General features: G+C 43.1%; 12 protein-coding genes. 7 read left to right on the forward strand and 5 right to left on the reverse strand.

Going from position 1 to position 13,832, the window contains the following annotated elements; all coding sequences use genetic code 11:
- Positions 1 to 120: 120 nt before the first annotated feature.
- A complete protein-coding gene (gene radC, locus A6E04_RS16080; RefSeq protein WP_017021756.1) occupies positions 121 to 795 on the reverse strand; it encodes a RadC family protein in 675 nt (224 codons plus the stop codon).
- A 229-nt stretch (positions 796 to 1,024) separates the two neighbouring features.
- Between radC and coaBC the strand changes: the two genes are divergently transcribed.
- The 5 genes from coaBC (at position 1,025) to A6E04_RS16105 (ending at position 6,863) form a co-directional block, all read left to right on the forward strand.
- Positions 1,025 to 2,245 carry a bifunctional phosphopantothenoylcysteine decarboxylase/phosphopantothenate--cysteine ligase CoaBC gene (gene coaBC, locus A6E04_RS16085; protein ID WP_065611878.1) on the forward strand — a complete coding sequence of 407 codons (1,221 nt, stop codon included), beginning with the start codon at positions 1,025 to 1,027 and terminating at the stop codon, positions 2,243 to 2,245.
- 78 nt (positions 2,246 to 2,323) lie between these two features.
- Positions 2,324 to 2,914 carry a nucleoid occlusion factor SlmA gene (gene slmA / locus A6E04_RS16090; RefSeq protein WP_017021758.1) on the forward strand — a complete coding sequence of 197 codons (591 nt, stop codon included), beginning with the start codon at positions 2,324 to 2,326 and terminating at the stop codon, positions 2,912 to 2,914.
- 25 nt (positions 2,915 to 2,939) lie between these two features.
- A complete protein-coding gene (gene lpxL, locus A6E04_RS16095) occupies positions 2,940 to 3,878 on the forward strand; it encodes an LpxL/LpxP family Kdo(2)-lipid IV(A) lauroyl/palmitoleoyl acyltransferase (protein ID WP_065611879.1) in 939 nt (312 codons plus the stop codon).
- A 17-nt stretch (positions 3,879 to 3,895) separates the two neighbouring features.
- A complete protein-coding gene (gene greB, locus A6E04_RS16100) occupies positions 3,896 to 4,363 on the forward strand; it encodes a transcription elongation factor GreB (RefSeq protein ID WP_017021760.1) in 468 nt (155 codons plus the stop codon).
- 145 nt (positions 4,364 to 4,508) lie between these two features.
- Positions 4,509 to 6,863 carry a Tex family protein gene (locus A6E04_RS16105; RefSeq protein ID WP_065611880.1) on the forward strand — a complete coding sequence of 785 codons (2,355 nt, stop codon included), beginning with the start codon at positions 4,509 to 4,511 and terminating at the stop codon, positions 6,861 to 6,863.
- 239 nt (positions 6,864 to 7,102) lie between these two features.
- Here the strand turns inward: A6E04_RS16105 and A6E04_RS16110 are convergent, their stop codons facing one another.
- Together A6E04_RS16110 and bioH are read right to left on the reverse strand one after the other, a co-directional pair.
- Positions 7,103 to 7,582, reverse strand: coding sequence for a hypothetical protein (locus A6E04_RS16110; protein WP_017021762.1), 480 nt, complete (start codon positions 7,580 to 7,582; stop codon positions 7,103 to 7,105).
- Between the two features lie 16 nt (positions 7,583 to 7,598).
- Positions 7,599 to 8,366, reverse strand: a complete 768-nt coding sequence (gene bioH / locus A6E04_RS16115) for a pimeloyl-ACP methyl ester esterase BioH (RefSeq protein WP_065611881.1) — start codon at positions 8,364 to 8,366, stop codon at positions 7,599 to 7,601.
- Between the two features lie 67 nt (positions 8,367 to 8,433).
- Between bioH and A6E04_RS16120 the strand changes: the two genes are divergently transcribed.
- Positions 8,434 to 9,126 (forward strand): ComF family protein, encoded by a 693-nt coding sequence (locus tag A6E04_RS16120; protein WP_065611882.1) that lies wholly within the window; start codon positions 8,434 to 8,436, stop codon positions 9,124 to 9,126.
- A gap of 253 nt (positions 9,127 to 9,379) precedes the next feature.
- Positions 9,380 to 10,771, forward strand: coding sequence for a uracil-xanthine permease family protein (locus tag A6E04_RS16125; protein WP_065611883.1), 1,392 nt, complete (start codon positions 9,380 to 9,382; stop codon positions 10,769 to 10,771).
- Positions 10,772 to 11,548: 777 nt separating this feature from the next.
- Here A6E04_RS16125 and envZ read toward each other — a convergent pair.
- Positions 11,549 to 12,856, reverse strand: coding sequence for a two-component system sensor histidine kinase EnvZ (gene envZ, locus A6E04_RS16130; RefSeq protein ID WP_083199058.1), 1,308 nt, complete (start codon positions 12,854 to 12,856; stop codon positions 11,549 to 11,551).
- Between the two features lie 137 nt (positions 12,857 to 12,993).
- The gene (gene ompR / locus A6E04_RS16135) at positions 12,994 to 13,713 is read right to left on the reverse strand and encodes an osmolarity response regulator transcription factor OmpR (protein WP_017022156.1); all 720 of its coding nucleotides are present in this window, start codon (positions 13,711 to 13,713) and stop codon (positions 12,994 to 12,996) included.
- Positions 13,714 to 13,832 lie beyond the last annotated feature (119 nt).

Below are 13,832 nucleotides of genomic sequence, written 5' to 3' on the forward strand. Positions count from 1 at the left end.
TCCAAATCAAGGCTATCAAAGGTCGCGCATTATACTAACTGAATGCGCATTGCTCAAGACCCTAAGGGGTCATTTTTGCAGTTTTTTGTGTTTTTTTTACTCAATCGCTTAAAAAAACACTCAAATCCATCCTCTTTCGGCAAAAGAGACAATTTCTCCATCACCGATCACGAAGTGATCAAGGACTCGGATGTCGACCAATTCGACTGCATCTGAAATACGTTTTGTAATTCTTCTGTCAGCTTGACTTGGCTCTGCAACACCAGATGGGTGATTATGCGCTAAAATGATGGCGGCTGCATTATAATCTATCGATCTTTTTACAACTTCTCTTGGATAAACCGCAGCGGAGTCAATCGTCCCTTCGAACAATACCTCGCCTTTTAGTACTCGATGCTGATTATCAAGGAATAAAACGTAGAATGCTTCTCGATGACGATCACGCAATATTCGCGTTAAATAGCGTTTAGTATGCTCAGGACTGGTCAAGGCATCTTCCTTCTCTATCTTCTCTAATAAATACCGCTCCGTCATTTCGACAACGGCTTGTAACTGTGCAAATTTTGCAGACCCCAATCCTTTATGACTGCAAAATTGACGTTGATTTGCACTTAATAACTTGCGTAGTGATCCAAATTCTTTAAGTAACGAATCTGCCAGCTCTATCGCATTCATTCCTTTAATTCCCGTACGCAGAAAAATCGCGAGTAACTCTGCGTCGGTTAATGACTTTGGGCCAAGCGCAAGCAGTTTCTCTCTCGGTCGAGATTCCTCCGGTAAATTCATTAATGACATCGTGTTTCCTTAAACGTTAACGTGTCGATGAAATGACTCTACGGGGCTTAATGGTGAATTGCTGTGCAACAAACCATCCCTTCGGCTTATCTCAAACCTTGATTGCAATTATGTTTTTCGTCATTTACTTGTTTCCTCGCAAGAATTGCGAATTGAAGTGCATCCCTCTGAAAAAAAATTATGATATGGTTAGCCCTGTTATTTTTCAGTGGTTCACTAAAGGTATTTCATGGCATCTCTTACAGGAAAACGCATCCTTCTTGGTATTAGTGGTGGTATTGCCGCTTATAAATGTGCAGAACTGACTCGTCGACTTATTGAACGAGGTGCAGACGTTCGCGTAGTAATGACAACAGCAGCAAAAGAATTCATTACCCCTCTTACTATGCAAGCGGTTTCAGGCCACCCTGTTGCTGACAGTTTATTAGACCCTGCTGCGGAAGCTTCAATGGGTCACATTGAGTTGGCTAAATGGGCTGATATCGTACTGATAGCTCCTGCAACGGCCGATTTAATTGCGCGCATGGCAGCAGGCATGGGAAATGATTTACTGTCAACATTGGTGCTTGCAACGGACTCTCCTATTGCCGTCTCTCCTGCCATGAACCAACAAATGTATGCCAACCTAGCCACTCAAGAGAACATTGCGACACTCACTCGTCGTGGAATGAACATTTGGGGTCCTGCCGCAGGTCAACAAGCCTGTGGTGATGTAGGAATGGGCAGAATGCTTGAGCCGATGGACTTAGTGCATCGTTGTGAGGCTTTCTTTCTATTGACTGCTAGTGAACCAAAACGACTTGAAGGAACCTCGGTATTAATTACCGCGGGTCCAACACGTGAAGCGATTGACCCTGTCCGTTATATCTCGAATCACAGCTCTGGAAAAATGGGGTACGCCATTGCAGACGCAGCGGCTCAGTTGGGTGCAAAAGTTACCTTAGTGAGTGGCCCTGTAAGTTTAAACGCACCATCACATGTGGACCGAATTTCGATTGATAGCGCAGAGCAAATGCACCTTGCGGTGATGGAACACGCACAATCTCACGATATTTTTATTGCTTGTGCGGCTGTAGCCGATTTCAGACCAAGCCACATCGCAGAACAAAAACTAAAGAAAACATCTGATGAAGATGGCATGACAATCACCATGATTAAAAATCCAGATATCGTCGCTTCTGTCGCCGCTTTAACTGAACAACGCCCATTCACCGTTGGATTTGCAGCCGAAACTCAAGAGGTAGAAAAATACGCTCGTGCTAAATTAGAGCGTAAAAATCTTGATATGATTTGTGCTAATGATGTTTCAATTCAAGGCCAAGGCTTTAATAGTGACGACAATGCACTTCACCTATACTGGAAAGATGGCAATAAAGCCCTCCCTTTAACGGCCAAATCTGAATTAGGTAAGGCGATTATGCTCGAAATCGCAATAAGGCTAAAAAAATAGGAACGAGATTCAAAAATTACACCTAAAATACCCTATTAATAATCGTTTCATAAAATAATGAAAAACAAAGGAACAACAATGACGACAGCTAGAAAATCCAATCGTCGTGATGAAATATTACAAGCATTAGCTCAAATGCTGGAATCAAACGAAGGCGCGTCTCGCATAACGACAGCCAAATTAGCAAAGCAGGTGGGCGTATCCGAAGCCGCCTTATATCGCCACTTTCCAAGTAAAGCAAAAATGTTTGAGGGCTTAATCGAGTTTATTGAAGACTCTTTATTTTCTCGTATTAATCGAATTCTTGAAGAAGAGAAAGATACCCTTAAACGCATTGAGCTATTATTAAAGCTTCTCTTGGCATTTGCTGAACGTAATCCCGGTTTAACTCGAATCATGACTGGCCATGCCCTTATGTTTGAAAATGAGCGCTTACGTGAGCGAATTAATCAATTATTCGAACGTATAGAACTGCAATTTAAACAAATACTTAGAGAACGCATGCTGCGTGAAGGAAAATCGTTTCCTGTTGATGAAGCCATTTTAGCCGCGCAGTTGATTGGTCAAGTTGAAGGCAGTTTCTGTCGTTTTGTTCGCTCTGATTTTAAATATCAGCCTACTGAAAATTTCAATGAATATTGGGCGCTACTCAGTGCACAGATTCAATAATTCATTTAGATAAAACAGGTTCACGATGTCAAAGTATCAAGCTCCTACATTTTCTCGCGCTCTGCTACACCCTAAATATTGGGGGGTATGGCTTGGCTTTGGACTGTTATTCGCGTTAGTTACCCTTCTTCCCTACAAAGCGACTTATCATCTTGGTCGTGGGTTAGGTTTCTTAGGTATGAAGGTATCAAAGTCACGCACTCATATTGCTCGTCGTAACTTAGAACTCAGCTTTCCTGAAATGAAATCTTATGAACGTGAAACGATTATTATGGAAAATTTCAAGAATTCAGGATTAGCTATATTTGAAACAGCAATGGCATGGGTATGGCCTGATTGGCGCGTTAAAAAACACTTTAGCTTTGAAAATGTAGAGCACTTCCAAGAACTTAAAGATCAAAAAAGAGGCGTGTTAATCATTATTGTACATGCCCTAAACCTTGAGCTAACTTGTCGAGCAATGGCGCTACACCACACAGGATATGGTGTCTACCGACCTCATAACAACGATACCTACAACTTCATCCAATACTGGGGACGAACCAATAACGGCAATAGCGTTGTCGATCGTAAAGACGTAAAAGGAATGCTTCGCTTATTACGTACTGGTGAGCGTGTTTGCTACTTACCTGATCATGACTACAACCGTAATAAATCCGTTTTTGTTCCGTTCTTTGCGGTTCCAGATGCTTGTACAACCATGGGATCTGATATTTTAATTAACGCAGGTAAATGTGCCGTCGTGACCGTTTCTGGCTTTAGAACGTACAACAATTACCATTTTAAAGTCGATAATGACATCAGTACTGAGTTTCCTAAAAAAGATCCAATAGGATCGGCAACTCGAATGAACCAAGCGGTAGAAATGCTTATTCTTCGCTGTATTCCTCAATGGATGTGGTTACATAAACGCTTTAAAACCATGGAAGACCCAGCGATTAAAAAAGGCATTCGCTACGATTAATCGCGTCAGGATAGACAATGAAAACAAATCTTATTACCCGTGAAGGCTTCAATAAGCTTCAAGATGAATTAACCTTTCTTTGGAAAGAAGAGCGCCCAGAAGTCACCATAAAAGTGACTTGGGCGGCAAGTCTTGGTGATCGCAGTGAAAATGCCGATTACCAATACAATAAAAAACGCCTTCGTGAAATCGACCGCCGTGTACGTTATTTACGTAAACGCTTAGAGCAAGTTAACGTGGTTGATTACTCCCCTCAACAAGACGGTAAAATCTTCTTTGGTGCCTATGTAGAGATAGAGAATGAACACGGTGATACTCTCTCTTTTCGCATTGTGGGTCCTGATGAAATTTTCGGCCGCCACGACTACATTTCTATCGACTCTCCAATGGCGCGAGCACTCATCAAAAAAGAAGTGGATGACGAAACGATTGTAAAAACGCCAGAGGGTGACAAAGAATGGACCGTAAATTCGATTAGATATTGAAGAGCAGGACGCTTCGCTTAAGGATTTAGGAAGCGGAGGACAAAAGCAGCACTTTTACGCTTTTCTCTCTTTCTGAAGCCTGAGCCTTGAAACCTGAAATCTCACTTTACTCTTGAAAATTTTTTAACAAATAAAAGAATCTATAATGATAATTAATATAATTGCTCAAGAACTTAATGTTCGCCCTCAACAAGTTGCCGCTGCTGTTAAATTGATTGATGAAGGCAGTACGATTCCATTTATCGCGCGTTACCGTAAAGAAGTCACCGAAGGCTTGGATGATACGCAACTTCGTACGCTTGATACTCGTTTAAGCTACTTACGTGAACTCGATGATCGTCGTCAATCCATTCTAAAATCGATTAAAGAACAAGATAAATTAACACCTGAATTAGAACGTGAAATTTTAGGCGCTGACAGTAAAACTCGTCTTGAAGATTTGTATTTACCCTTCAAACGTAAGCGTCGTACGAAAGGTCAAATTGCGATTGAAGCAGGCATTGAGCCCCTTGCTGATTTACTGTGGTCACAACCAAACACCACCCCTGACGATGCCGCTCAATCGTACATTGATGTCGATAATGGCTTTGCTGACACTAAAGCGGTATTAGATGGTGCTCGCGCAATCCTAATGGAACGCATGGCCGAAGACGCCAATCTCCTTGAGAAAGTTCGCGGTTACTTAATTAGCAACGCAGAACTGTCGTCTAAAATGGTTGATGGCCAAGAACACACAGGCGAGAAGTTTAAAGACTACTTTGATCATCATGAGCAATTAACTAAAGTCCCTTCTCACCGTGCACTTGCAATGCTACGTGGTCGCAACGAGGGCTTCTTACAGTTAGCCATTGATGCGGATCCAAAACAAGAAGAAGGCGTTCGCGGTTCTTACTGTGAAATCATTATTGCCAATCACTACGGCATTACCTTAGGTTCTCAACCTGCCGATGCATGGCGTAAACAAGTGATTAGCTGGGCGTGGCGCATTAAAATTTTAATGCACATGGAAACCGAGTTGATGGGTGCACTGAAAGAACGTTCAGAAACCGAAGCAATCACGGTGTTTGCAACCAACCTAAAAGATTTATTAATGGCGGCACCTGCTGGCCTTAAAACAACCCTTGGTCTTGATCCCGGTTTACGTACAGGTACCAAAGTAGCCGTGGTTGATGCAACAGGCAAAGTATTAGCGACTGACACCATTTATCAAAACCAACCTCATAATAAAACGGCACAATCAGCACAAATTATTGAAACCTTAATCAAACGCCACAATGTCGATTTGATTGCGATTGGTAATGGTACAGGCTCACGTGAGACCGATGCGTTTGTGGGTGACTTACTGAAAAAATCAGGCTTATCCGCCACTAAAATCATTGTGAGTGAAGCAGGAGCTTCTGTGTATTCCGCCTCAGAATTGGCCGCAAAAGAATTTCCAGATTTAGATGTGTCGATTCGTGGTGCCGTTTCTATTGCTCGTCGCTTACAAGATCCTCTCGCCGAATTAGTGAAAATCGATCCGAAAGCCATTGGTGTGGGTCAATATCAACACGACGTAAGTCAAAGCCAACTTGCCAAAAAACTGGACGCGGTGATCGAAGACTGTGTGAATGCCGTCGGCGTTGATGTGAATACGGCTTCAGCCGCTTTACTGACTCGCGTCGCTGGATTGTCCACCACCATCGCTCAAAACATTGTTGACTATCGTGATGAGAATGGCCGCTTTGAGAATCGTACGACATTGAAAAAAGTCGCACGTTTAGGGCCAAAAGCCTTTGAGCAATGTGCCGGCTTCTTACGAGTGATGAACGGTAAAAACCCACTGGATGCTTCCGCCGTTCACCCTGAGACCTACTCTGTCGTGAAACTTATTGCAGAGAGAAATGGGAAAGCAATTGATGCCATCATTGGCAATAGCGAGTTTTTACGCTCTGTGGCTGCCAATGATTACATTAGTACTGATTTCGGTTTACCGACCGTGACTGACATCATTTCAGAGCTAGATAAACCGGGTCGAGATCCTCGTCCAGAGTTTAAAACCGCCACCTTTGCCGACGGTGTTAATACGGTTTCAGATCTAGAGCTTGGTATGATTTTAGAAGGGGTTGTTTCTAACGTCGCAAACTTCGGTGCTTTTGTGGATATTGGTGTTCACCAAGATGGCTTAGTGCATATTTCAGCGTTAAGCGATGGCTTTATTTCAGATCCACGTGAAGTAGTTAAAGCCGGTGATATCGTAAAAGTAAAAGTCATGGAGATTGATGTACAGCGTAAACGTATTGCACTAACAATGCGTTTGAATGACCAACCGGGGGAAGATAATCGCCCTCAACGTCAATCAGCCAAACCACAACAACGCAATGAACGCAATGAACGCAATGAACGCTCACAAGCACCAAGACCCGTTTCTTCTGCAAGACAATCTCATTCAAAGAATGACGGTGGTAATGCTGCAATGGGTGGCGCGTTTGCTGCCGCGTTTGCAAAGGCGAAGAAGTAAGAGCAAAAATTCAAGGGAGGTTGGGAGGGGATCAAGAACTAACAGCGTATTATCAAGGTAGATTTGTATTCAATTCTACCTGTATCGCACTACCCCCTCCCTAACCCTCCGCTTATTAAAGGGAGGGAACCGTATTATGAACACTGTAATCACAGCGATCACCCCTGATACCTGAATCCTTCGCTTTTGCTCTTATAGAAGCGAAGCATTCTAGTTAGCGCAGCGTATAGTCTCTAGCCTTAAAGTACCGCCAATATATCCGACGGATTATTCGGAACCACCGCTTTATCATAATGGAAACTGATCACACTTCGACGGCGAACCATTTTTCCCATTTCAGCCAGTCTTTCTAATAATTCTTTCGGTAGGCTAAAGCGCATTGTATAACCCGTACCTTCGCCTTGCGCATAGGTATCCAAAGACAACAACCGAGCCAACTTTGCTAGATCATCATCAATATCATATAACGTTCCGATGTGTGGTTTGGGTGCTTCTTTTTCTTCTGTCACATCATAACCGGGGTGATCGGAGGGTTCCCACGAATCACGCTTGTATTGTTTATCATCGCCTTTAATTGCTTTTTCTGATGTCGCTTTACTCATTTTTGTTGTTGGTGCCACTGGCATCTTCGCACGATTTTCCCGAGCAACTTGTTCTGTCGGCAAGTTAACAGAAGGTGCAATAAGCGGCACGCTGACACTGTTAGGAGAAAAAATCATAAAGAATTTCCTTAATCTAGCAATTCAAAAAACACGTTAATTCAGCGATAAATTCATCGCTATGAGAAATAAATGGCGCATGAGAAGCCTGTTCAAAAATCACTTTCTTGGAATTAGGCAGCAATTCATCCACATCATGAGCGACCTTAACAGGAACCAACCCATCCAATCGACCATACATACGACAAACCGGCATTGATAATTCAGACAAGACTTCTCTTAAGTCTGTATCGGCCAAAATAGTTAAACCTGTAGCTAAAGCCGCTTGATTTGGCGTCGGCCTAGAAAAAACAGCGCTCTTCACTTGTTTTACGTCTTGCCTTGCATTCGGGCTTCCCATCGCCTGTAAAGCCATAAAACGCTCAACCGTTAAGGTAAAGTCGTCTTTTAATTGTTCGGTAAATTGGGTTAATACCGCGGGTTTAATTCCGCGCCATCCTTTCTCAGCAGCAAAACAAGGGGAACTGGCTACCGTGATGAGTTTTGTGACACGAGCAGGGGCAATTAACGCCGCTTTAGTCGCAATCAACCCTCCTAAAGACCAACCTAGCCATGCTGCTTTCTCCGGGGCTTGCGCTAAAACTTGCTCGACCATCGTATTAAAATCAGCACTGCCCAAATCAGCACTGTGCCCATAGCCAGATAAGTCCACCGTATGCACGCAGTAATGATCACTTAATTGCTCGATGATAGGTTGCCATACTGCCCCATTCATTCCCCACCCGTGAATGAGAACCAGATCGGAACCTTTGCCTTCCGTTTGCCAATAAAGAGAAGTTGTCATCTACACTGCCTATCCAAGAGAATTAATTAAGAGAAAATAAGTGTTCATTAAGTTGCTACGTAGGTCAATGCAAAAGTTAGGACCACATCATTGTGATTATTGCCGTCTTGCTATGCCACCTTCGGAGACAATCTGGTGTTCTTATTGTCTTGCTCTCATCAAATCCCTTCCTCGTTGCCAACGTTGTGGATTACAAACAGAGCATGAAGCAGAGCAATGCGGTGAATGCTTAACGGATCCACCACTGTGGGATCGATTATTCTGTATTGGAAATTACACTGATCCATTAAAAGAATACGTTAACGGTTTAAAATATGGACAGAAGTTCTGGTATGCTCATGATCTTACGTCATTGCTCGTCCCGAGGATTTCGACTCCTGCTCCTTTATTGTTACCCGTTCCTTTGCATTGGAAACGTCGATGGTGGCGATCGTACAATCAAAGTGCCATGCTCGCTTGGGCATTAGAAAAACAACTTAACGCACGACCAAATAGCACTAACGTTCGCTGTGATATACACACCCTTCAACGCATTAAAGCCACTCAACCTCAGCAAGGGTTATCTCGCGTTGAACGTCAAAAAAATCTGATTGCGGCTTTCCATATCATCAAACCCATCAAAGAAAAACACGTGGCCATTATTGATGATGTGGTTACAACCGGAGCCACCATTAATTTACTCTGTATCGAGTTACGTAAAGCCGGCGTTGAGCACATTGATGTTTATACTCTTTGTCGAACGGGTAAGCGTTTTGAGTAAAACCGCCTCTCATTTGACGCCTTCTTTCGCTATCAAACTGGCCCTCTTTTAAAATTCATAGCAAACGATTGCTTTCTGCTTAATTATCCGTAAAATACCGTCCAAATTGATCGAGTACGTTATTCATGACTCCTCAATAACACCCCAATAGAGATAGGTTCTGATTAACAGCAATCACAGATTGATGCCTTCTCACTTCATGCTCCCAGTCAGCGAACCATGAAGACACGTTACACCATTAGGAATATCGGCCATGACCGTTCAAAACAGCACCACAAAACCATCTGAGCTTATTTATCAGTTAGATGATCGTCCACCACTACCGCAAACCTTATTTGCTGCACTTCAGCATTTATTGGCTATGTTTGTTGCGATCATTACCCCTTCTCTGATCATCTGTCAGACACTTGGTGTCTCTGCTGCAGAAACAAATACGATTATTAGTATGTCTCTGTTCGCTTCTGGTATTTCTTCTTTTATCCAAATTAGAACCTTTGGTCCAATTGGATCGGGGCTTCTTTCTGTTCAGGGCACAAGCTTTAACTTTTTAGGTCCCATCATTGGTTCAGGTCTTGCTCTTAAGGCTGGTGGCGCAGATGTCCCAACCATGATGGCCGCAATTTTTGGTACCATCCTAGTGGCATCAACCGCTGAGATTTTCTTATCTCGTGTATTGCAGTTTGCTCAAAAGATCATTACCCCGCTTGTCTCTGGCATTGTGGTTACCTTAATTGGTCTTACGCTTATCCAAGTTGGTCTTGTTTCTATGGGTGGCGGTTATGCAGCAATGGGCGACGGGTCATTTGGTAGCTTAGATAAACTGGCACTGGCAGGCACCGTTCTGCTTATTATTGTCATTCTAAACCGTTCAACCAATCCTTATCTTCGTATGGCCTCTATCGTCATCGCGATGGGTGTCGGTACACTTGCCGCATGGGCAATGGGAATGCTAAACACCACAATGTCTCATGATGCTGAGTTAATAGCTCTGCCTATCCCAATGCAATATGGGTTGAGTTTTGATTGGTCTTTGTTTATCCCGCTGGTGTTGATTTTCTTAATCACCGCATTAGAAGCGATTGGTGATATCACGGCAACATCAGAAGTATCAGGTCAGCCAGTGAAAGGGCCAATTTACTTAAAACGCATTAAAGGTGGCGTGTTAGCGGATGGTATTAACTCGGCAATCGCTGCCGCGTTCAACAGCTTCCCGAATTCGACGTTCAGCCAAAACAACGGCGTTATCTTATTAACTGGCGTAGCAAGTCGCTATGTGGGTTATTTCATTGCGGGCATGTTGGTGATTTTAGGCCTATTCCCAGGCGTAGCAAGCATGGTTCAAATCATTCCTGAACCGGTTCTTGGCGGCGCAACGATTGTTATGTTCGGTACGATTGCCGCTGCCGGTGTGCGTATTATTTCTCGTGTTGACTTAGATCGCCGCGCAATTTTAATCATGGCAATGTCGTTTTCTATGGGGCTTGGCTTGGCACAAAAACCTGAGATTCTTCAATTCATGCCAGAGATGATTAAAAACATTTTCTCTTCGGGTGTAACCGCTGGTGGGGTAACGGCGATTCTTCTTAATATTATTCTTCCAAGTAGTGAAGTGTTTGAAGAAGAGAAAGAAGAAGCTAAGATCTAAGGGCAGAGGCGAGTACGCTTCGCTCGAGGGACGAGTAAAAACAAAAAAGACCGCAGATGATTATCGTCTGCGGTTTTTTTTATGTTTGGGTGGTGCAGAGTTCAGATCGCTTCGCTGGCAGAATTCTGAGATAGGAGTTGTAATTACAACGGTAAAGAATGGTTCTCCCCCTTTATCGCTATGGCTATGAAAGCGACATAGTTAATACAAGGGGGAGTTAGAGGGGGTTGGTTATGTTGTATTTACACTACGATAAATTCAAATTCATCATTTACAACCCCTCCTAGCCTCCCCTTATATTAACAATTACTATCAAGTCACATTAACGAACAAGGGGAGGAATTGTATTGTGCACGCTGCAAGCAAAGCGATCTAAATTCTAGCTCTTCCGCTTTTGCTCTCATAGGAGCAAAGCGGTATAGTTAGCGCTAGCGCATAGTGTCTAGTTTCAAATCTCGAGCACTATTATTACAGCGACAAAGAATGGTTCTCCCCCTTTATAGCTATGGCTATGAAAGCGACATAGTTAATACAAGGGGGAGTTAGAGGGGGTTGGTTATGTTGTATTTACACTACGATAAATTCAAATTCATCATTTACAACCCCTCCTAGCCTCCCCTTATATTAATAATTACTACCAAGTCACGTTAACGAATAAGGGAGGAACTGTATTGTGCACGCTGCAAGCAAAGCGATCTAAATTCTAGCTCTTCTGCTTTTGCTCTTCCTCGCCCATCGAGCGAAAGCGTCCTCTTATCTCGTCCCTACTCTTCTCTTTTATTTCCTCAGCGGAAACACTACCTGAACCTTCAAACCGCCTTCACTTCGGTTAGATAGACTCACCTCACCTTGGTGTTGGGCAACAATCCGCTTCACGATAGCCAAACCTAATCCTGTCCCCTCACTGCCCCGCGCGGTATCACCCCGAGTAAAAGGTTCAAATACCGACTCCAACTGAGAGGGGTCAATACCGGGGCCATTATCTTCAATGATTACCCACGCTGTTTTATGGTCTGCCGAAATGCGCGTCGATACCTCAATCCAATCTCCCCCATAACGAATCGCATTAACAATCAAATTCGTGATAACTCGTTTCACAGCAATGCCATTACCATGCAATGCTTTAGGAATATCCACTAGATTCGTTTCAATTTCACGCTCGTACCCACCTTCCGCAATGATCACCTCATTAATGATGGTATTGATATCCACATCAATGAAATCTTGTTTCGCGATAGGTTTAAGGTAATCCATAAATTGACCGATGATCTCATTACACTCTTCCGTGTCTTTAATCATACTTTCAGCTAAATAGCTGTCTGCGGGTGACATCATTTCTGTCGCCAAACGAATACGAGTCAATGGTGTACGAATATCATGACTGACACCCGCCATCAATAATGCTCGGTCTTGCTCTAACTGTTGGATCCCTTTTGCCATTTGATTAAAGGCGCGAGTAACGGCTTGGATTTCAGAAGCCCCTCTTTCTGGTAGTGGCTCTGGGATCTCACCTTTCCCCACTTTTCTAGCGGCGGTTTGTAACGCCATCAAAGGCCGGTTCTGAATTTTAATAAATGCCCACCCTCCAAGAATAACCAAAAGAGCAATGAATAAACTGTTTCTAAAGAGCGGAACAAAATCGTCTTCTTGCAATTCAGATAAAGGAATACGCATATAAAACTGCGGCATTGCATCACTCTTCATCCATAGAACATAACTGTCAGCGCCTAAGATCAAACGCACCTCTGTTGGTGAATTTAATTCTTGAGTCATCTCCTCACTTAAAAATTCGATTGGACTCGCGTGATAATATTCGACCATTTCAGGATCATCTTCGGTGTGCATACTCACGCCTAATTGCTCTAACAATTGACGACGTAGTGGTTGCCCTAAGTGAACACTGTTTCCATTTTTCAAAACGACATCTTCTGACAGCATCAAGCGAACTTCATAAGCCAAAATACGGTTAAATTGCTGCAAACTAGGCAATAACGCATAGTTAAATACAGCAAGATAAGAAAATATTTGGCTTGCCGTAAGAAGAGAGGCAAGTAATAGAAGTGTTCTGGCGAAGGTGCTTTTCATGGGCATTCTCAGAAGAAGTAAATAAAATGGACGCAAAGTATAGAGGATTTAGACACAGAGGGATAAAACAAAGCGTGATGATAGAGATAAGTTCTCCCCTGACTATCTCAGGAAAGAACTTATTTTAATGGTTTATATTACGAAGATGCGCCATCAGGGACAAATACATACCCTAAGCCCCATACCGTTTGAATATAACGAGGACGACTTGGATCTTCTTCAATCATACGACGAAGGCGAGAAATCTGAACATCAATCGAACGTTCCATTGCCGAATACTCACGGCCACGCGCCATGTTCATCAACTTATCACGCGACATTGGCTCACGCATGTTCGTCACCAACGATTTTAATACCGCAAACTCACCAGAAGTCAGTGGCATCGGTTCTTCATTGCGGAACATTTCACGCGTGCCTAAATTTAGACGGAAGTCGCCAAACTCAACCACTTTATCTTCTGCACTTGGTGCACCAGGGGCTTCTGTTACTTGACGACGTAATACCGCACGAATACGAGCCAGCAGTTCACGTGGGTTGAATGGTTTTGGTAGATAATCATCCGCCCCAACTTCTAAGCCAACAATACGATCGATCTCGTCGCCTTTCGCCGTTAGCATTAAAATAGGCAGCAGATTATTGTTACTGCGTAAACGACGGCAAATAGAAAGGCCATCTTCACCGGGTAACATTAAATCCAATACCATTAAGTGAAACGTTTCACGAGCCAACAAACGATCCATTTGCTCACTGTTTGCTACGCTGCGTACTTGAAAGCCCTGCTCAGATAAATAACGCTCTAATAAAGAACGAAGACGGGCATCATCATCAACAACTAAAATCTTATGGTTTTCTTGCATGGGCTTAACCTCAATATATAACTTATTTCAGTTTACGCGTTACTTTTACAAAAAGTACGCTTTAATCGATAAAAATGAAAAGTAAAATTGTTACGTTTTATGTAACAGCGTCAAATTTT

Origin of the sequence: Aliivibrio logei, from assembly GCF_001691055.1 — a bacterium.
Lineage (GTDB): Bacteria > Pseudomonadota > Gammaproteobacteria > Enterobacterales > Vibrionaceae > Aliivibrio > Aliivibrio salmonicida.